Here is a 20,492-nt window from a genome sequence, read left to right as displayed (position 1 = left end):
TCGGCCGCGGCCGAGAGCATGAAACATCAGGTGATTAGGCTGGCCGAGACTGTCGCCGTTTTTAACGTCGATACTTCTACGCGGCCAGTGGTCGCAGTTACAGGCGAGCGAGCTCCTGTCCACTAGTAAGCTCAAGGCGCCGACAACGAATTGGAGCGGGCTCACAAAGTGCGGTTCCAGCTTCTGCACCGGTGTCGAGACGCAGTTGCACTCCCTGCACTCAACGATCTTGGTGAAACCGTCTCTAAGCCGGCGATCGGGAGGAGCTGGGCTGCGCCGCTTGTTGCGGGAGCGGCGGCAGGCCAAACTCGTCCGCATACGAGCGAACGCCCGTCTCGCCGAGCACGAATTGCAGGGCGTGCCGGATCCGCAGCATTTCGAGCGGAGTGGACTTCTGCGCGACCAGTTTCAGGCCTCGGCCCAACGTACCTTTCTCATGAGCCGGGCGGATGATCTGCTCCGATATCCCGTGCCGGACGAGCAGCTGCAGACCCGACAAATGCAAACGGCCCCCGCACGCGGCGTCCAGCGTGCGTTCGAAATCCTTGAGCACGTCGGCGTCGCGGTGATCCTCGCCCAGCATCTTCGCCGCGTCGGGCCACACACCCCACAGAGCCTTTGCGATGAGGCGGCCATGGTTGCCGTGCTGGCCTTGCGAACAGATTTCATGAATGGATTGCAGCACGTCCGCCGCATCGCCGCGCGTGATGATGCGGCCGTCGTGCATCGCGACGAGTCCGTGCAGGTCTCGACCCGTCTGGGCCGCGAGTTCGGTGCGCAGAAGCACCCACGGATCCTGCGGCGCGGCCTCGAGTTTCGACGCGACGTGACCCAGGAAGGAGCCAGTGTCCGAGCGCCGGATCAGGCTCAGCGCGGCGATCAGCCCCGACCGGTAAGCCATACTCTCGATCAGTCCGACCGTGGCGTCGTAGCGCGTCCGGGGCTCTGGCGACAGCTTCAGCAGTTGCAGCGTATCGGCGTCGAAGTCTTGCGCGTGCTGCCGAACGTGGACGGCCTCGTGGAACACGCCTTCGGCCAGCGTCAGGAAGCCGTGGCGGAACGCGGGATCGAACACGTCGACGCGGGCACTGCGGTCGTAGGTTTTCATCAGCGAGCCTTCGTCGGCGACCGACTGCTCGCCCGCGTACCGGACCTTGCTCCGGATGCCGAACGCGTCGTTGACGTGCCGGCCGAATGCGTCGATCCCCTGCTCACGCTGCCGTGCATTCCACTGCGACGGCGGCGTTGCGCGCAGATGGCTCAATTCGGGATCCGATTCGATTCCGGACGCATAGCGTTCGGCGCTGCCGAAGATCCTTCCGGCGAACGCGGCGTCGAACACGCCCTTGGTCGTCGCTTCGCGCGCCCATGATTTGGAGGTGCCGAACGGCTTCGCGATCTCGATCATCCGGGCGACGCCGCGCAGGCTGAGATGCCCGAAGCCTTCGTGAGACTGAATGCGGGCCGCCACGTCCCGCCAGGCGGGCGAACGGCGCAGCGCCTGAAGCTCGCGCAGAACGGTCGGATGCGGGGCGGGCAGCGGGCCCGGCGATCCGGCGCCCGCCAGCGCGCCGGCATAGGCCGCCCCGGCGTCGCCGGACTTCAGCCCGTGCAGCAGCATGTTCCACGGATTGATGGGGGGCGGCGGGGGCGCCGCGGCGCTCATCTGCTTGAGCCGTGCGAGCGCCTGGCCGCGCTGCGCATGTCCGGCGGCGGCCGTCCTGATGGGCGCATGCGCAAGCGGCTCCAGCGCTGCGTCGGACGACGACGCGCGGCGGGACGAGGACGCGTTCGGACCGGTCACGTGGTCCGGCGATTCGGGCGGGATGCCCGATACCGGCTGCGGATTAGACGACGGGTTCTGGATTCGAGGATTGAACATGGGCATATCCGGCAATGTCGCGTAGTTGAGATATTGCGGCCACGGGGCATCCGGGACGGGGGGCACGGCGAAACCATATGCGGGACAGCGAACCGAACGGTGCTTGCAGATGAACGGCAGGCGATGCACGCCGATCGTTGCGCCGGACGATCCGGCGGTTCGCCGCTCCCGTCCGCGACGACGGCCGGATCGTCTTGCGCAGTTCACATCGCGTATGGCTCTTGCATGAGGCAGTACCCGGCCAACTCCAGTCGAGGGAATCGTTACGCCGGCCTGTACGCCCAAGCAAAAACACGTCGAACGAGCTCCGGCGAATACCGGTAATTCCACCGCAACTCCGCGCCCACTTCGATATCTTCGGTGGCAAAAAATGCGCGTATGGAAAAGCGTCGGCCGCAGCGAGGCAAAGCATCGAACGATATCGCTTCGAGGTTGTAGCCGTCATCCGCCTGGGCCACCGGCATGCCGTCGGCATCGTAGGCGAGCGACGTGTTGGCCATCGCCAGCACATTCTCTCCGTCGACGAAAGCAAGCGAGTTGCCCGAGTTCGCGCAGATCACGAACGACTCGTCCACGCACGTGAAAAACATCGCGGCGCTCATGAGCCGTCCGCCGTACACGCCGACGCATTCGCCGCGCTGTATGCGCCGCGCGGCAAATGCACCGCGCTCGCCAACCAGCACGTGCTCACGCGGATCGCGCAGATCGTCGGGCCCGATCGTGCGGCAATGGATGGTGTTTCGATAAGTGTCGCCACGGCTCTCGTCGCTCAAAGCGGCATCGACGTACGGCATCACAGCTTCGATTCGCGAGCCCTCCCGCTCATCGTGCGCTCGCGTCGGATCCCGCAGCTCGACGATAAGAACCGGGTTCAACGACTCGTCGCGATACGGATAACGCGCATCGAGCCGCGGTGAGTACGGCAGACGCGCAATCGCGTGAACCTGCTTGAACGATTCGAAGGCTTCGCGCAGGCACGCGGCGGCTTCCTGTGCGGCGGCCGCGTCGTCGGCGAGCGACTCGTCGATCTGCTCCTTCAAGGCGGGCACGACATCGAAGATGGCCTCGTGCCGTGCCGCCAGTCCCGGCGCGCGCGCGGCATCGGCCACGCGCTGCCTGATCGTGTCGAGAAGCGCCTGCACGCGCGGTTCGTTCGGTAATGCCATTGGGCCTCGCTTTGCCATGATCGGCTGAAGTCAAATCGCTGTATCGATGACGCGACGTTATCGACTCGCGTCTTCGTCCGCGCGAGAGCGTCGCGAAACTGCGGCGACGCCAGCGAAGTCATCGCGAAGTTTCGCTGCGGGCGTCAGCGTATCGCCGCGAACACGTCCGGTGCCGCTCGTGCGGCCCTATGCTCTGCTATCCGCGCGAGCCGGCGCATGGCCGCCATGGCCTCGCGAACGCGCGGTCCTCCGGTACAGGAGCATCCGATGCCTGAACGAATCACATCACATCCCTCTATTTCGCCCATCGACCGGCCCGACAGCCAGCCGGCGCAGAATCGCGCCGCCGCGCCGAATCGCCGCCCTTCGCGCACCCTCGACGCCGGCTTGCCGCACGGCGCGGGCAGCGCGTCCGCGTTGCACAAGCGCACGCACAGCGCGTCCGCCTCGCCGCTTCTGCGACGCACGTTGTCGCGCAGCGACCTGACAGATCGCGTCGCGGCGTTTTCGCAGCGCTTCCAGCAGGATCAGGAATCGCCTCACGTCGCGCGGTTCACCTCTCCACGCGAGTGCGATGCGGCCGAGCGTCCAACGACTCAAACGTCCCAGGCCGAGCACGCGGAGCAGCCCGCACGCGCTGACACACACGGCGATCCATCCGGCACGTCCGGCACTGCGGCCACGACGACTGCAACGCCCCCAACGGCCACGCCAAACGAGACCACAGCCGCGGCCCCAGACCAATCCACTAACGACGCCCACCAGCCCCGAAGCAGCTTTGGCAGCGCACATCCGTATCCGGTGCCCCACTTCGGCCCGCATCTGGCGCCTGCCTACACGCCCTATTCCTATGCGCCGCACGCGCAGCCCTGGGGCCCGCCCGTGACAGCGCCCTACTACTCGCCGTATCACTGGAGCGCGCAGCATGTGTATCCCGCAAGCGGCTCGGCCTTCACGCCTCACGGCTATGCGTCCTATACGCAGCCGCTGCCGTGGCACGCGCCCTTGCCGGGCTGGCTAGCGCCGACCTACCAAAGCCGCGTCGTCGGCGCGAACAGCCGGATCGGCTTCACCTACGGTTTCGGCGACGGCCCTACCGGCAAGCAGATGCACGTGGGCTTCCATTTCAACGGACGTTTTCGCACGCTGCGCTTCGGTCTCTATCCGAGCGCGACGCGGCCGTTCTTCGTCCAGACACACAGCGGCTACACTCACGCGATGCCGGCTCCGGCATGGCCGCCCGCTGCGCCGTGGCATGGGTCGCCCGCACTTCATCATGGAGGCGCGGTCAACGCACACGCCGGCGCAACGGCAGCAAACCGTCCGTGGCATGCCGTACTCGAAATCCCACGCGATCGCGCGACCGTCGAACTGGTGACGCTGCGCTGCAAGCTCAAGAAGCGGCGCCTCGAAGCGAACGCGGCCGGCAACCGGCCGGCGCTTCTGGAACTGCAGGCGGCCTACGAGAGCGCGCTGCAAGCGCTGTCCGCACGCGCCGCGGAAGAGCCGGTTGCGGCTGCGAACCGAGCCTGAACGTCGTCGGCGCGCAAGGTCCGGATTCGCCTGCGGACAAAAAAACGCGCCACAAGGGCGCGTTCCGCACAACGCACACCGGCCGGCGTGCAAGCGCCAGCCGTCTATCGCAACGCTCAGTGCGTAGCCGCGTCCGCCGGGCGTCCGAACACATCCACACCGGCCTTCGCATACGCTTCGTCGCGCACGGCGCGCAGCGCTTCCGGATCGATGTGCGGACCCGCGTTGACCCGTCCCGCCCCCGACGAACGCAAGCCCGTCTTGACGAACTCCGGTGTCAGCACGTGTTCTTCGAACGCACGCACCTTCGGACGCGCACCGACGATCACGCGCTCATAATTGCCCGTCTTCACCGCGATGCGCGCTTGCGGCGTCAGCGCCTCGAGCAGCGGCTTGTACATGTTGCCGGTCTCCGCCCAGGTATCCTTGACCTGCGGATTCAATGCATCGGAGCCGAACAGGAAGCGATCCGGAAACTCGTTGATGAGCGATGCCCATGCATGCACGGACTCGTGATCCGGCACCTCGGTGCCGTCGGGCTGCGTCTTCATGACGATCTGCCGGGCCACGCGCGACCACGAGATGTCGATGTGGACGTGGCTCGTCTTCGGGTCCGCCAGAATCGTGCGCAAATTGTTGGCATGATCGATGGGCTTCTGCACGAAACGGCCGATGCCGCCGCAGTGCGCCCAGATCACTGTCGCACCGCTTGCCTCCGGCGAAGCGAACAGCTTCTTGAGGTTCTCCAGATGCTGAGGCTGGCCCTTGCCGTTGGCCCGCTGGTTCGCGGTCGAATCGACGTCGCAATGCAGAACCACCGGCATGCCTATCACGCCGGCCGTCGCGACGATGTTCTTGAAGACCTGCACGTTGTCCGTCAGATTGGCCTGCCGTACGCCTTCGTACTGGCGCTCGACCAGTTCCTTGTGAATCGTCACTTCGCCCACGCCGGTGAACATGCCGCGATGGTTCGCGACCTTCAGCAGCAGCGTCTGCGGGCTCAACGGATCGCCGAGATGCAGGCCCGTCACCATCGGATCGAGCCGGTCGCGTTGGGCGTCCGAGAGCTCCGCGATGTTCATGAACAGCGCCGTGTCGGCATCGACCTGTGTGTTCAGCATCAGGTGCGCGCTCTTTGCGATTTCTTCCTCGACGTCGGCCGTCAACTCGTGCGGCTTGATGTCGGCGTACTTCTGCTTCACGTAGTACGACTCGGGCGGAATGTGGTTGTGTCCGTCGTGGTCGCCGCACGGCATCACGTTGGTCGGAATCGGCGACATCACGCTGCGATGAATGCCGACCTCGTCCATCATCTTCAGCATCTCTTCCGGCACCATGCCCTGCTGCGCATAGTTCGTCGGGTGGAAATGCGAATCGGACATCCAGTCGCCGGTCGCGTTGCGGCTCGCGTGCGCGTCCTGCAACGCGCTCTCGCCCAGTTTGTCGACCGTGGTCGTCAGCATCGCGGCGAGCTCGGGCGTCTCACGCAGAGCGCGCGTGACCGCGTGCGATTCGTCGGCCGTGCCGCGCCGCACTGACTGCACTTCGAAGCCTCGCACCGACGCGCTGCCATCCTCGAAGAAGCGGGTATGCGCGCGCATCAGCTTCTGCGCGCCGGCGCGCACCGGCCGGTTCTCGCCGCTGCCGCCCGGCGCGGCGCGCTTCGGCGCCGAAGGCTGCGGCGCGCCCGCGCCGCTAAACGCCGTTGCGCCGCGCTTGCGCGAGCTTGCGCCAGAACGTGAAGCGGATTCGTTGGTGCCGGACGGACCGGCCTCCGATGTGTGATCGGTCGTCGACGCATGAGTCGAATTGATGCGAGTCATATCTTTCTCCGTGAGAATTGCAGGGTGGCGCGCGAAAGCATGCTAGTCGCCACGCGGCGCGCGCCTTCGCAGTCGCAGCGAAACACGGCATCCGTCAACGAAACCCGACGAAACGCCAACACAACTTCAGCGCAACTTCAACGCAACCCGGAGAGAATTCGCGCAACGTCATCGATACCTGATCCGCAACACCTCACGGTTTCGAGCGCATCAGCTCGCGCTGCGCCAACACGCTTTCCGAGGCAACACCGCCGATCGGCAGGCGCAAGCCCGGCGTGCTGCGCACGCGGCCCGACACTTCCGTGACGGCAATACGCTCCGGCAGCCACGACGCGCGCTCGCGCAACATCGCGTCGAGCGGACGCGACCAGTCCACGCCCCTGCCGCCCGCGGCTTTCGCGGCGGTGTCATGCATGCGTTCGAGCGCGCGATAGACGTCGCCGCGCCGCGCCTGCGCCGGCTTCAGGCGGCGGCGCACGAGGAACGTGTGATTGATGCGCTGATGGCTTTGCAGGATCGCGAGGTCGTGCTTCAGCTTCGCAGCCGCCTCGGGATAGTCGCAACCGTGCGTGTGCCGGTACATCTCGATCCATTCTTCGCGCGAACCCTCGACTGCCGCCGCAAAAGCGTTGAACGACGCGAACTGCTGGTCCGCGTAGCAGCCGCGATTGAGCAGCCGCCCTTCGCGCTCCGGAAGCATCACGCGCGCGGCAACGAGCCGCTCCGGCCGTACACCGCCGACACCAAGCGGCGATGCGCCAGGCAGGCCGCCTGTCAGTTCACCCTTATGCCAGCCGGGACTGGCCCCCGCCGTCCCCTGCACGGAGACCCGCATGCTCGACGTCACGGCGCGGCGGTCGTAGCGGATCGAACCGGTCGCTTCGGTGACGGCCGTGTCGCTGCGGCTGTTCAGGTCCACCGTCACATTGCCGTCGAGGCCATAGGAGCCGCGCACCGACGAACTGGGCGCGGACACCGACGCGCCCGCCGATGCCTGAATGCCCTGACGCGTTGCCTTCGTGCGGCCGTCCTGCCAGCCGATCGAGATGTCCGTGCGGTCGCCGATGCACGCGGCAAGACGCTCGAACAACGGCGTTTCGGCGCCCTTTTCCCGCACCGGTTCGCGCGCTTCCTCGAACAGAAAGTCGACCATGTCGAGCACGGTTTCGGTGGTGCGCGCATCGTCGTACTTCATCGCGACCCAGTCGAGATTCTCGTCGGTGAGACGCTCGCGCGCGACGCGAATCATCACGCCACGTGGCTCGCGCAACTCGCGATCGAACGGCGTGAGGCGCAGCGAGCCGCCGAGCCGCAAGCCGCCGAGCCAGCTCATATGCTTGCTGTAGCCGAGGCGTCCCCCGAGTCTCGCCTGCGAGCGCTTGCCGTGTTCGGTGCCGATGAAGATATCGAAGCCCACGTTATTGCGCTGGAGGGACACGACGGCCCTGCGGGTATGGTAATGCGCGAACGTGAGCTCACCGCCGACGGGCAAGTGCTGATGCGGCCCGCGGTTGACCGACAGCGAGAGACCGCGCGTGCTGAAGCCGAAGCGCCCGCCGTCCGCGAAGGACACCTGCGTCGATTGCTGGAGGTCGGTGATCACCTGGCGCAGCACGCTTCTGATTTCTTCGCGGCCAAGGCGCTCAGGCTTGAGCGCCTTGGAATTGCCGACATTGTCGACGTGATCGAGCGCGGTCTTCACCGCTTCCCATCGATGCACGTGAAAGCGCTTCGCGCACTCGCGCAATGCGCCCGCATCGAGCAGCGCGGGCGCGTCGTCGCGGCGGGCGGCGCTCGCCACCGGCTCGCGATTTTCGAGCGCAGCCACGGCGGCTTCGTCCAGTTCGAGATCGCCGATGTGCGTCGCGGGCCTCGCGCAGAGCGCCTCGAGCGCCGCGGCCGCGGCTTCGCGCGCCTGCGCCTCGGGACCGTCCGGCGCCCCAGTTGCGAGACGCGGGCTGCGCAGCGATGCGGCCAAAGCCGCGCTAGCCACTTTCAGCGCGTCGGCATAGCGGGCCGCCTCTTTCGTGTACGACGCGAGCGCCGCGGCCGACGTGCCGAGCGTCATGCCGCGCAACGCCGACTTCTTCTTGCCGAACATGCGCTGAAAGAACCAGTTGGGCTTGTCGAGCCGCAACATCCCGCGTGTCACGAAACGATGCAGCCGCGTTTGCGTCTGCTTCAGCGCACTGCCTGGCGCGTCGCTCCGAAAACCCTGGCGCCACGCGAAGAGCGCTGCCGCATCGCGCGGCTGCGTCGAGCCCGACACGGCGCGAAGCACGCGCGGAGCGAGGTTGCCTTGGTCTTCGACAGCGGCGTGCGCGGCAGCGAGCGCCGCACCGAGATCGGCATGCGGCTCGGGCAATGTGTTCCACGCTTGCAGCGCCGCGAGCGCGGTCGCATTGTCGGCGGTCGATGCAGCGCCGCCCGTGAGCTGCTTCAGTACATCGAAGCCCAAGTGCGTGTTCGCGAGAGCGCGGGCGATGCGCCAGGCGTCCTCATGCGCCGGGTTGAGAGCCGCGGCATCGGCCGTGGCGGTCGCGCCGACGTTGCTGTCGTCTTCGTGCGTGATTTCGTCGACGTGTTCGGTCGTGATTTCGTCGGCGGGCGATTCGTTCTCGTTGGTTACCCGGACAGCCTGGTCATCGGGTTGTGGCCGCTCTGCTGTCGTCGTGACCGTGGGACGCACTGCGTTCGCGTCGAACGTCGCGGCCCGCTGCACGATCCCTTCGATGGTCACCACGTCCGGCAATGCCTGCAATGCCGCTGCCGCCCGCGCCGGTTCGCTTGAGCCGAGCGCGGACAGCACGGCATAGCCGAGCATCAGCGATGGTGCGAATCGGAGCGTGCTGTCTGTTGCGGATGGATCGGCCTGCGACATGGACTCGTCCGCGATGTCGTGCCCGGCATCTGCGGCCTGCGCCGCTTGCGCGAGCAAGGCGGATAGCGTGGCCATTGGATCGGCGGGTGCGATATCGGGGTTAGCGGCGATGGCCTCATCCGCATCATTCCCGCTGCGTGCGTTATTCCCCGCATCGGCAGCCGCCACAACGCCCCCGCCCGCCGCGCTGAAATGCTCCCGCACCCAGCTGTCCAGCCCTTCGCGATGATCAAGCCAATGCTCGAGTTCGGCCGCAGTACGCGGGCGTCCGGTTGCGCGCGGCGCGGCTTCATTCGGCGAGTCGCCAGCGCGCTTCGCGGTGAACTTGCCGACCGCTTTCGCGAGCATGCGATGCGCCTTCGCCGCGCGTCGCTGGGCGGATGCGCTCGAACCCGCCGCCGGCTTCATCTGTCCCGCCTCGCTCCAGTCACCGGGCGGATCGAGGGGTCGAGCCGGCGTCTGCGCCGCAATCCGCACGTCGTGCGCCGGGAAAGGCCGGCCGAACTTGTTGGCGCGAGTGAACGGCATGCGCCATTCGGTTTCGACCAGCGCCCGGCGGTCCGTTCGCACGTCGCGCGTCGCATAGGGCGGACGGCTGAATCCGAGCAGACTCTTGAAGCGCTCGCGCGTCGCCGCAAAGCTCGCCTTGGCGCCCGCACGCGGACCAGGCGGCGATGGCTGCACGCCCGCTCCCGTCGATGCAGCGGGACTGGCAGCTGGCGCAACCGTCGTTGACGCCCGCGTCGTTCCGCGCAGCATCGATGCCGTATTCCTGAACATGGTAGTGAGCCGCATCGCCTTTCCTCCTCCGATGCTGCCGATTATCTGGACTGCGTATGACATGAGCGGCCAAGTGGCGAAATCTTATCGACCGTAGCGAAATCTGTGGTTTTCCCGGCGACGCTCCGGCTGTCCGATGAGTTCGCCAGCGCGCACGGCGTTTCGCTGCAACGGCAGCCGGGCCGCCGCATCTCCCGGCTACCCTGTCGTTACCCTGGCAGGCCCGCCCTGGCGCGCCACTTCCCTATCCGCGCAAGCCGCAGCGGCCTGCGTGCAATCGTCCACTCCACCCCAACGCCCATGCCCCCTCCTAAAGTATCCAGTTCGGGCCACACGCACGAGCCCGTGACGACCGGCGACGTCACCGCCGGCACCTCGACCCATGCCGCCACGCAAGCCCCACCGACTCGGCCTGCCACGAGCCGCCGCCGCGACGGCTTCTGGTCGAACCTGAAGCGCACGCTCGCACCGCGGCCGGTGACGGTCTCGAACTCGCTCCTCGGTACGGTCACGACCGCGCGTCCCACGACCGCGCGCGCGAAGATCGGCGTGGCGGAGAGTCAGCGTCACCAACCCGCCAAGGACGCCACGCCGCCCGCGGCTGTCGCGAAGCACAAGCACAACGTCGCCCTGACGCTCGCGGGCGCCGACAAGACGGCACCCGCCGAACAGGTGGTCGGCAGAGGCGGGGCGGAGGCGGTCGCGGCGCGACTCTTCAATTCATCCGGCCTCGATGCGCAAAAACGCTTGCCGCAGGAACTCGCGAGTGAGCTCGGGCAACATCTCGGCGCGCCCGAGCACAGCGACATGGCGACCCAGATCGAGGCAGCCGCCCGTCAGGAACTCGTGCTGCGCCGGATGCACCACGCGTTCGGCGCCGATGCCGGCCGCGCGCGCGAAGCGTTGCACGATCTGCGCGGTGCGTCCTCGTTGCTCGATGTCAAAGGCGGCGCATTCGAGCTGGCACATCGGCTCGCGACATCGTCGCTGGGTTACGGCACGCTGCACGCGTTACGCGGCGACGTCGCCACCGACGCGGACCCGGTCAAGCGCGCCATCCGCGAAGACTCGACCAAGCTTGCGCTGCGCGCAGCCAACACGTTGATCGCCGCACTGCCCGAAGGCCACACGCCACCGCAGAGCATGGACGAAGTCGTGCGTCTCGCATTAGCCGCGCTGCCCGAACATCAGCGTCCGACCGGCATCACGAACGTGCCGCAGTCGCAGCGAATGAAGGGCGATGTCAGCGTGCCGGCCAAAGCACTGTTAGCGGCGCTGCAACTTGCGGACGACCCCTCGGTGGAGCCCGAGCGGCATCTGAAGTCCGCGTATCTCGCGTGGCGCTGCGGTTTTACACACGAAGGCCCCGGCACGCCGCTCGCCCACGCGCAGCATCGGCTCTTCAAGCTGTCGCGCTACGCGCGGCGAGCGAGCCAACCGGGCATGCTCGCGAACCTGAGGCGCGCGTTCGGCTTCAACAAGTCGCCGATGTCCGCGCTCGCGCTGGGCACGGGCGGCGCAAGCCTACGTCATCCCGAAGACGATCTGCTCAAGGCCGACGTGATCTGGCAACTGGGCGGCGTGCTCGCGCAGCGCGCGCAGGGGCGCGGCGAGCGCCCGCTTGCAGCGCGCCTCGGCGACGCGGTGCAAGCCGCAACGCTCGAAGCCTGGTATCAGCGCGTCGCGCACAAAGGCTGGCGCGACAAGACAAGCGTGCCGAAAAGCATGCGGCACGCGATCGCCGCACGCGCCGCGGCACTGGCCGGCGTCAGCGAAACGGAAGTCAAGCTCAGCCCGGAGTACGCCGCGCTGAAATCGGGCGCCGGCTCGCGACTCACGACCGCGACGCTGGAAAGCTGGATCGAACGGTTCGAAGCCACCGGGCCGCTCGACGAAACGCAGCATGCCGCGGCGGAAGGTGCAACCGATGAAACCGCGCCCGCACCATCGGAAGCGGCGAGGCTCAAAGCGGCGCTGCAAACCCTGACCACGCTCGAACGCAACGGCGAAGCATCGTCTGAGCGCTCCACGCCGCAGACCGTGCTCGAAAACTTCAGGCGCGTCATCACCGAACCGCGCATGACCTACGACGTGCGTCTGGCGGACGGCGGACAGTTCGGCGTGAACACGGGAGTGGCGGAACTGCTCAACCTGCCGGGCGCGAGCAAGCTGCCGTTCGTGCTTGCCGGCCCCGATGTCAAGTTCATCCACGGCCGCCACGCGATGATCAACGGCGGTTCGTCGGCAAATCACGGGCAGCTGTTCATCGGCAGCGACCGTCGCTGGTCGTCGCACGCGGGCGTGAGCGCGGCAGCTGGTGCCAATCTGTTCAACAAGAGCTTCCAGGCGATCGGCTCGGTGCAGGTCTTGCCGGCCGTCTTCGACATGTCGCAGCCGAAAGGCGTCATGGTGCGCGCGCGGCTTCAGCCGACCGGCACGCTGCCCGCCGGCCAGCAGCCGGCGGGCGAGCCCGACCCCTGGCGAGCGAAGATGCTCGGCGTGATCGATGCGGCTACCGCAAGCGGGCCGAACCGCGATCTTCCGCACGACGCAGGTTCGATGTGGGACGCCATCGCTCATTCGTTCTACAAGGATCCGGACGTGTCGGTGAACTGGCTGGACTCGAAGGCGCAATCGTTCTCGACGACGGTCAGCGCGTCGGCCGGCGTGCGTTATGAACACGACGGCTACAAGATCGGCCCGTCGGCGCAACTGGGCGGCACGAAGACCTGGCTCACGCGCACGCGTCGCCAGGAGAAAGGTCCGTTGAAAGCCGAGTTCGCGGGCAGCAGCAGTGCGCTGCAGGCGGGTGCATCCGCGACACTCGTCGCCGGCCTCGCGCCGCAAGGCAATTTCGCCGACGAGACGGGCCACGTCAAATCGGTCGTGCTGCCCAATGTCGCGATCGTCGGCTTCGGCACCACCGTGCTTCAGTCGGAGACGGGCTCGACATGGCGCATCGCCGAGGAAGACGGCCATATCGACGCATCGCTCAGCTATCGCGACACCACCTTCACAAGCATGAAGGAGTTCAAGCAGTACGTGGACAGCCGCCGCGCATCGTGGGACGACACCTACAGCAAGCAGCCCGCGGGCGCCGCGCAACCGGAGCCTATCGATGAATATCTCGCCCGCGTCGAGCAGGACGCGACGCGCGGCAACCAGCTCTATGCCGAACGTGTCTGGCTCAAGCCCGACGCGGCGCGCAAGATCAACATCCTGCGCGAGTTGCGCGACGCGGTGGTAGCGCCGGGCGTGAAGCCGGGCGAGCGCGAACTCGCGCAGATCGACAAGCGCAATGCGCAGATCGCCGGCTTGCTCGAAGCGGACGACAGTTGGGACAACCGCTTCCTGTACTCGCTGGAAGTCAACGGCACATCGCGCGCGCTCGGACCGAGCTTCCTCGCGACCGCGCAGCGCGTCACCGAAGTGTCCCACCCACGCCAGCTCAGCGTGCTGCGCGTCGAGCGCGCGGTCAATCCGGACAGCGCCGATCGCTCCTGATCGAGGACCACGCGCCGCGCGCTAGCGCGGCGCGTGCGCGGCCTTTTCGCGGCCTCCCGCTTGCGCTTTTTCGCCCCGCTCCTGCTCCGCCCTTTTCCTCACTGTTCCGCGCTCTCCCAATCTCATTCGCCGTCACGCCAGATGTTTCGTTCCTGGACACAGGGCGATCGAGCGGCTCTCTTACGCTTGAGCAAGGGACGATCGCCGCTGGGCGGCCGTCGCGCGGCCAACAGGATGGACATCGACACGCAGCGAGCCCGACGCCGCTGCGCCTATCTCATCGCGTACGTTAAGAGGCTATTCATGACCAAGATCAGCAACGACATTAGCAACGCCAACATCCAGACCGACATCGATCAGCTCGAATCGGACCTGAAGGGTGGCGGCAAGCTCAACAACAACGACATCGAAAAACTGCTCGAACTGATTCTCGCGATCGTCGAACAGAAACTGAGCGGCAGCTCGCAAAGCGGCGGCGCGGGCGGCAACAACGGCGGCGGCGACGGCTCGACGCAAGCTCCGGGCTCCGCGCAAAGCCCGGACTCGACGCAAGGTCCGTCGACGGACAACACCACTGATCCGTCCAGCAGTTCGAATGATGTGCAAAGCCAGATCGCTTCGCTGCTGCAACAGATTCTGCAGATGCTGCAGCAATCGTCGCAAAGCGGCCAGGGGCTCGACAAGCAGACGGGCCAACTCATCGACGACATCCTCCAGCTGCTTCAGCAGATCGAAGGCGCGCAAGGCGGCAACCAGGCCGGCGGCGGCGACAACAAGGGCGGCGCGAACGGCGGCGGCCAGGCGTCGCAAATCCAGGAACTGCTGTCCGAAGTCATCCAGCTCTTGCAGCAGCTTCAAGGCTCGCAGACCGCCGGCTCGAACGGCACCGGCAACGACCCGAGCAACACGAACAACACGAGCGGCGCCGACAACCCGAGCAGCACAGACGGATCGAACAACAACACGAACGGTTCTACCGATCCGAACACGCTCACGAACGAGTTGCTCAAGCTGCTTTCGCAATTGCTGACGATGCTCAACAAGGCGTCCAGCGAGCAGACGACGAAAGCCTGAAGCACGCCATCAACATCGCTGCACGGTCCGCCCGGAGTTGCGCCGAACGGCGCGGCTCGCGGCGGCCGCGCGCACTGAGGAGCACAACATGAGTATATTTTCGAAGATCAAGCATGCGTTCCAGCATCTCGGTCACGACATCGAGAAGGCGGCGAAAGCCGTCGTGCACGGCGTCGAGCAGGTGGCCCACACGCTCGAGAACGACCTGAAGAAAGTCTTGCAGGACGCGCTCGCCATGACAGAAGCGCTGATGCAAGGCAACATGAAACTTGCCATGCAGGACTTGCTGAAGACGGGTGATGACATCGCCAAGACCGCGTCGGATGCAGCGACGTCGGCCACCGAAGCGACGCTCGAAGGCTTACAGGGCCTGCATCTCGGCAAGGGTTTCGACAAGGCGTTGGACAGCGTCGAAAAGGGGATCGAGACCGTCAAGAAAGACGTGAACAAGGGCATCGACGCCGCCGCCCAGGACCTCGTGTCGTCGGTCGAGGGCGTCGTCTCGGGCTCGGTCAATGCGCTGAAGGATCTCGCGCACGGCAACTTCGGCGCAATGATGAACGACCTCGCCAAGGTCGGCGAGGACGCGCTCGAAGTCGCCGCCGATCTCACGCCTGAAGGGCTCGCCGCGAACGTGGCGGCTTCGACGCTTGCGGCCGCGCATATCGGCAGCCAGGCGCTCGACAGCGCCATCGTAGGCGCAATGCATGGCAGCATCGGCAAAGTCGTCAAGTCGGTCGCGGAGATGGGGGTCGGCGAGGGCGTGCAGAAATGCACCGACAAGGTGTTGAGCGGCAGCGGCGCCGACACTTTGACGAGCGCGGGCGACGCCGCGATGATGCTTTCGTCGATGGGGTCCGCGCGCAGCGCACGCCGCGGCGGCGGTCACGGCGGCGCCGAAGGGTCGCATGAAACGCGTTCGGTGGAAACCGAAACGACAAAGAACGCGGGCCCCGAAGGACACAAGCACGGCGACGGCAAGACCGGCGAGAAGACCGCCGGCGACACCGACAAGGCGAACGGCACGAAAGAGAAGGACGGCTCGAAAGACAAGAACGACAAGGACGAGAAGAACCAGCAGGCCGGGCCGCCTCCAGGCGTGCTCGATTCGCTGCTTCTCAGCTATCTCGCCGACAGTCAACGGCGGATTGCCTGAAGCACTAGAAGAGACGGCGCATAGCCGTCTCTTCGCCTTGCTGTCTTTGTCTTGGTCTTTGCCTTGCTTTTACTTTTGTCTGGCTCATGAACATGCGGCCTGCACGCGATGTACAGGCCGCGCAGAATGCAGGCATGTGAAATATACCCGCGTGGTTTCAGGGCTTGCCGTCGATGACCGTGCTGGTCGGCTGCGGCGCCGGCAACGCGGCGAACTGCGCGACGCGAGTCATCGACGGCTGATGCGAAACGTTCATTGCATCGGGCGGAAGCGGCACGATGCCCGCGCCATCGCCCATGCCGGTGTCTGGGACCGTCCCTGTGCCGTTCCCGCCGCCGCCAATTCCACCATTGGCGCCACCACTAGCGCCACCACTCGCCCCGCCACCCACGCCCGCCGACAGCACGCGCGGCGTCAGCAGAAACAGCCGCTGAAAGCGCTGCCCCTGATGCTTGCGATATTTGAACAGCCCGCCGATCAGCGGAATCTTCGACAGCAAGGGCACGGCCGTTTCCGTATGGTCGTCCTGGTCCACCGAATAGCCCGCAATCAGCAGACTGTCGCCCTCGTTGATCAGCGCCTGCGTGTCGATCGTGCTGTTGCTGACGACGGGCAACTGTCCGACCTGCTGGTCCGTGAGCTTGCCGTCCTCGATATGCACGTCCATGCGGATCTGCTCGCCGCTCGCCGAGCTCACGATCGACGGCAGCACCCGCAGCGACACGCCCGCCGACACGCTGTACAAATCCGCCGACTGATAACCCGCCACCTGCACGTAGAACGTCTGCTTGTTGTCCATCAGCGCCTCGACGTTGTCGAGCGTCTCGACTTTCGGGCTCGCCGTGATGCGTGCCTGATCGGTCTGCTGCATCGCGCTGATGCGCGTGAGCAGATAGCGTCCGGTTCCGCCGATCACCGCCGTCAGCACGCCGCCCGCAGGCGTGGCGAGGACGCCCGCGCTCGCTGCGTCGAATGGATTGCTGAAGCCCTGCGGATTGAGCGAGCCCGGATTGCTCGTCTGCGACTGTTGGCCGTTGCCCGTCTGGAAATCGACGTGACCCGAGTGCAGCCGCCAGTCGACACCGAGTTCCTGCAACGCGTTGTCGGTGATCTCGATGATGCTGGCGTCGATCTCGAGGATCCCCGGGCGCGTGTCCAGCGATTCGATCAGCGAGCCGAACGCGGCCATGTTCTCCGCGCGGTCGCGCACGAGGATCGAATTGCTGCGCGAATCCGCTTCGATGGTCGGCGCACCATGCGCGGCGTGCTGACTCGCGCGTTCCGCCGCGGGCGAAGCGCCGCCGTCGCGGGCCGCGTTCGATTCCGTGCTCACGTCCACGATGCCGCCCGAGGGCGGCGGCGCCGTGCTGTCGCCCGTCGCGCCATATGACGAACCGGCGCCCAGGCTCGGCAGCGTCGGCAACGGCGGCGGACGTCCGCCGGATGCGCGCGTCACGCCCGTCGTCATGCCGTCGTCCTGCATCTCGCGCACGCTTGGCACCCGGTAGGCGTCGCGCCGTGCCGGCGGTGCATCGCTCGAGGCACCGCCGGCGGCCGGCACGCCCTGGCCGTACAGCGTGCGCAACAGCGACGCGACACCGCGCACGGTGACGTTGCGGCCGTTGACCGTGATGCTGCGGTCGGTCGCCCATGCGTAGTGCAACGCAAAGCGTTGCACGACCACCTTCGCACCGGGGATCGAATCGTGATCGATCAGATGCGCGACGTCGGTCACGAGCTCGACGAAGCGCGGCGGACCCGACACCACCGCCGTGCGTGACACGCCGTCGTAGCGCACGGGAAAACGCGGGTCGTCGATCTGCAAGCGGTCGAGCGCGCGCCGCAAGTCCTCGGTGCTGGCGTAAGTCAACCCGAGCGTCGCGCTGCGGGCTTCGTTCGCTCCATAGATGCGCAGTACCGACCCGTCGAAATACCACAGTACGCCGAACGATCCAGCCATCTGATCGAGAAAGCGCTGCGGCGCGGCGTCGAAGCGACCCGTCACCGTGCCCTCGACATGCGGCGAGATCCACGTCATCACATGCTGGCTCGCGCCGAAATCGCGCAGCACGTCCTTGAGATCCTTATGATCCGCGACGTATTCGAAGCGCGTGCCCTGCCATGCGACTGCTTCGGCATGGGCCGGCAATGCGGCGAACGCGCCGGCTGCCACGAGGGCCGCGCACAGCGTGCGCACCCGAAAAGCCGCACCGCGGCGGCCGCAAACGATTGCATTCATGGGGATCCTTTAACGTTGGATCGTTTCGGACGGCGACTCGTTGAACTCCCGGCGATAGCCCTTCGCCAGCGCGGAGCGGCTCTTCAGGCCCCAGCGGCTTGCGGTATCGAAGATCGAGCCTTGCATGCGCTCATCGTTGAGCAGGTCGTTGCGTATGCTTTCGAGGCGCAGCTTGCGGATCAGCGCGTGCGGGGACATGCCGATCGAACGCTTGAATGCGAGTTGCAGCGCACGCTCGGTGACGTCGATCTGCGAGGCAATCTCGCGCGTATTCAGGTCGGCGCGATCGAGGTTCTCGACGATGTAGCGATACGCGCGGCGGTACTTCACCGTGAGGCGCGCAGAGATATCGTCCGCAGGCAGCGCGCGGCTTGCAGCGGATTGCGTCGCGCCGGGTCCCTGCGTCTCGCAACGCAGACAACGTAGCGCTTCAGATGCGTAGTTCGCGTAGAGCTTGAGCGCTTCGGTCGGATTGCCTCGCCACACCGCGAGCTTCGATACACAGTACAGGTAGTCGAAATTGCAGCGGCGCGTGCCCGTGTCAGCTTCGGCTCGGCTGATCTTGGCGAGCACGGTGTCGGCTACGTCGTCGAGTCCGCCAGCAAGACTCGCGAGCACGATGTCGATCTTCGCCAGAAACGCCTGACCCGCGCCACGAAAATGCTTTGGATGACAAACGAGTTCGACGAGCGGCGCGACGGCAATGCGCTCGCCACGCGCGAGCATCGCAAGGCGTTCCAGATATTCGCGCCGCTGCGCAAGCAGTGCCGGCATCGGCGACATCAGCGTGTCGGTTTCGGTGAGCCTGCGCGTGACCTCCGCGCGGTCGCCCGCGCTCTGCGCGCGCGCCAGATGCGCGGAACTCCAGAACGCGTGGTCGCTCAACGTGGTCGCCGTGCGAATGCGCAACTGCACGTCGAACTCGTGTGCGAGCAGCGCGATCACCAGACGCCAGCCCGGTTCTTCATGCATGTCGGCCAGTTCCGCGGCTTGCAGCAGCGCGTCGTCTGCATCGCGCTGACGTCCCACCTGATGATGCACAAGCGCCGACGCGATCAGCGCTTCGAGGACGTCGGCCGGCGAAGCGGCGGCGTCGTGCACGATGCGCGCAAAGCATTTTTCCGTTGCCCCGTAGCGGTCGCGCATCATCAGTTGCCAGCCTGCATTGCGGCACGACAAGATGCGCAGGCGATTATCGTCGCCCACGCTCATCTTCTGCGCGCGGCGGTACATTTCCTCGGCATCCTGCTCATAGCCGAGCAGAAGCGATGCGTCCGCCACGGCGACGAGACGCGCATCGTCCGCTTCCATCAGCTTGTGCGCCGGCCGTTCGAGCACGTCGTCGACGAGACAGTAGGCGCGTTCCGAGACGCCGTCGAGCATGGCCGTCGCATACGACGGCAGACGGTTCTTCTGTGCGAGGCCCGACAGCAAAGCAAAATAGATCGTTGAGAACATGATGGTTCCACCTCAGGATGTGTCCGATGTGGCGAACCTTGCGATCCGCCCTGCAAGACCTGTGGTCCCGGCGGATCGCCGGGCACGGAAACCATGTTAGAGAGATCGCGCTCCCGAAAACTCAACAATCGGCATGACACTTCACAACAATATTCACTGCATTCATTGCGCCGGATTCGCCAGCATCCCTTTCGTCATTGCAGCAGACAGATCGCCGAGCTGCACATCGGTGACGACCTGTGAAGCGAATACCGCGACGAGCGCGATCAGCATCAGCACGCCAATCACGCCGCGCAGCGGCTGGCTGAGCGAAGTGGGTTCGAGCCGGTCCGCGGCACGCGCGACGATGCCCAGACCGAGGTCGACCAGCACCAGCACGAGCATCACGGGCGTGCCGAGTTTCGCGAGCGCAGTCCATACCGAATCGGTACGCTGGATCAGAAACGTCAGCGCGGTATCGGAGAGCGACGGATAAAGCACATACGGCGGCCACCATTTGAACGACTGGAACAGCGCTGCGAGCACGAACAGCATGCCCCCGCCGACGTAGAACAGCGTCACGACGAGTTGCAGCAGCAAGGTCGACACCGGCGTGCTTTGATCGCCCCGCAGCGGATTAGTCATCTGCACGTTGTTGAAGCCCGCGAGATCGTCGACCAAGGTGCCGAGCGACTGCGCGATCCAGAACACCGGTGCCGCGCTATAACCGAACGCAAGGCCGAGGAACGCTTCCTTGCACGCGAGCATCAGCAGCATTGCGCTATTGAGCGAGTCGAACGCCTGCGGCGCCTGGCCCGCGGCGACGAACATCGTCAGCACGTAGACGACGCCGTTGCGCGCGGTGCCCGGCAACACTGTGTCGCTCGTCGCGGGCAGCAGGATGAACGTCACCATGATGCGAATGCCTGTGAGCAACATCATGACGATGAGGTTGTGATAGGCCTCGAACCAGCCGAGAAGCGCCTCGGCCCACGTGTGAAAGTCATGTGTCATCGG

The 20,492-nt window shown here is 66.0% G+C and carries 11 protein-coding genes; 4 read left to right on the top strand and 7 right to left on the bottom strand.

Annotation, left to right across the window (positions count from 1 at the left end; genetic code table 11):
* Positions 1-244: 244 nt before the first annotated feature.
* Together AC07WT_RS22300 and AC07WT_RS22295 are read right to left on the bottom strand one after the other, a co-directional pair.
* Positions 245-2,011: a hypothetical protein gene (locus tag AC07WT_RS22300; RefSeq protein WP_494948622.1), complete on the bottom strand. Its 1,767-nt coding sequence runs from the start codon at positions 2,009-2,011 to the stop codon at positions 245-247.
* Between the two features lie 134 nt (positions 2,012-2,145).
* Positions 2,146-3,048: an SET domain-containing protein gene (locus AC07WT_RS22295; RefSeq protein ID WP_494948621.1), complete on the bottom strand. Its 903-nt coding sequence runs from the start codon at positions 3,046-3,048 to the stop codon at positions 2,146-2,148.
* Positions 3,049-3,315: 267 nt separating this feature from the next.
* Here AC07WT_RS22295 and AC07WT_RS22290 point away from each other — a divergent pair, with 267 nt between their 5' ends.
* Complete coding sequence (locus AC07WT_RS22290) at positions 3,316-4,581, top strand: hypothetical protein (protein WP_494948620.1); 1,266 nt, start codon at positions 3,316-3,318, stop codon at positions 4,579-4,581.
* Between the two features lie 116 nt (positions 4,582-4,697).
* Here the strand turns inward: AC07WT_RS22290 and AC07WT_RS22285 are convergent, their stop codons facing one another.
* Positions 4,698-6,404 (bottom strand): amidohydrolase family protein, encoded by a 1,707-nt coding sequence (locus AC07WT_RS22285; protein WP_494948619.1) that lies wholly within the window; start codon positions 6,402-6,404, stop codon positions 4,698-4,700.
* A gap of 193 nt (positions 6,405-6,597) precedes the next feature.
* A complete protein-coding gene (locus tag AC07WT_RS22280; RefSeq protein WP_494948618.1) occupies positions 6,598-10,080 on the bottom strand; it encodes a hypothetical protein in 3,483 nt (1,160 codons plus the stop codon).
* Positions 10,081-10,365: 285 nt separating this feature from the next.
* Between AC07WT_RS22280 and AC07WT_RS22275 the strand changes: the two genes are divergently transcribed.
* From AC07WT_RS22275 to AC07WT_RS22265, 3 genes are all read left to right on the top strand, one after another.
* Complete coding sequence (locus tag AC07WT_RS22275; protein WP_494948617.1) at positions 10,366-13,569, top strand: hypothetical protein; 3,204 nt, start codon at positions 10,366-10,368, stop codon at positions 13,567-13,569.
* A gap of 303 nt (positions 13,570-13,872) precedes the next feature.
* The gene (locus AC07WT_RS22270) at positions 13,873-14,643 is read left to right on the top strand and encodes a hypothetical protein (RefSeq protein WP_494948616.1); all 771 of its coding nucleotides are present in this window, start codon (positions 13,873-13,875) and stop codon (positions 14,641-14,643) included.
* Between the two features lie 88 nt (positions 14,644-14,731).
* The gene (locus AC07WT_RS22265; RefSeq protein WP_494948615.1) at positions 14,732-15,799 is read left to right on the top strand and encodes a hypothetical protein; all 1,068 of its coding nucleotides are present in this window, start codon (positions 14,732-14,734) and stop codon (positions 15,797-15,799) included.
* Positions 15,800-15,956: 157 nt separating this feature from the next.
* On the opposite strand, the gene sctC is transcribed toward AC07WT_RS22265, so the two are convergent.
* The 3 genes from sctC to sctT form a co-directional block, all read right to left on the bottom strand.
* Positions 15,957-18,038: a type III secretion system outer membrane ring subunit SctC gene (gene sctC / locus AC07WT_RS22260; protein ID WP_494948614.1), complete on the bottom strand. Its 2,082-nt coding sequence runs from the start codon at positions 18,036-18,038 to the stop codon at positions 15,957-15,959.
* 9 nt (positions 18,039-18,047) lie between these two features.
* Positions 18,048-19,496, bottom strand: coding sequence for a helix-turn-helix transcriptional regulator (locus AC07WT_RS22255; protein WP_494948613.1), 1,449 nt, complete (start codon positions 19,494-19,496; stop codon positions 18,048-18,050).
* Positions 19,497-19,658: 162 nt separating this feature from the next.
* Positions 19,659-20,489, bottom strand: coding sequence for a type III secretion system export apparatus subunit SctT (gene sctT, locus AC07WT_RS22250; RefSeq protein WP_492591293.1), 831 nt, complete (start codon positions 20,487-20,489; stop codon positions 19,659-19,661).
* Positions 20,490-20,492 lie beyond the last annotated feature (3 nt).

The sequence above is a fragment of the Paraburkholderia sp. GW821-FHT02A12 genome (assembly GCF_059422005.1).
This window is presented reverse-complemented; position numbering and strand designations above follow the sequence as displayed.

Bases quoted from the DNA above. Each gene is read 5' to 3' on its own strand.
- AC07WT_RS22295 (WP_494948621.1), bottom strand. From the start codon at position 3,048: ATGGCATTACCGAACGAACCGCGCGTGCAGGCGCTTCTCGACACGATC.
- AC07WT_RS22290 (WP_494948620.1), top strand. From the start codon at position 3,316: ATGCCTGAACGAATCACATCACATCCCTCTATTTCGCCCATCGACCGG.
- AC07WT_RS22285 (WP_494948619.1), bottom strand. From the start codon at position 6,404: ATGACTCGCATCAATTCGACTCATGCGTCGACGACCGATCACACATCG.
- AC07WT_RS22280 (WP_494948618.1), bottom strand. From the start codon at position 10,080: ATGCGGCTCACTACCATGTTCAGGAATACGGCATCGATGCTGCGCGGA.
- AC07WT_RS22275 (WP_494948617.1), top strand. From the start codon at position 10,366: ATGCCCCCTCCTAAAGTATCCAGTTCGGGCCACACGCACGAGCCCGTG.
- AC07WT_RS22270 (WP_494948616.1), top strand. From the start codon at position 13,873: ATGACCAAGATCAGCAACGACATTAGCAACGCCAACATCCAGACCGAC.
- AC07WT_RS22265 (WP_494948615.1), top strand. From the start codon at position 14,732: ATGAGTATATTTTCGAAGATCAAGCATGCGTTCCAGCATCTCGGTCAC.
- sctC (WP_494948614.1), bottom strand. From the start codon at position 18,038: ATGAATGCAATCGTTTGCGGCCGCCGCGGTGCGGCTTTTCGGGTGCGC.
- AC07WT_RS22255 (WP_494948613.1), bottom strand. From the start codon at position 19,496: ATGTTCTCAACGATCTATTTTGCTTTGCTGTCGGGCCTCGCACAGAAG.
- sctT (WP_492591293.1), bottom strand. From the start codon at position 20,489: ATGACACATGACTTTCACACGTGGGCCGAGGCGCTTCTCGGCTGGTTC.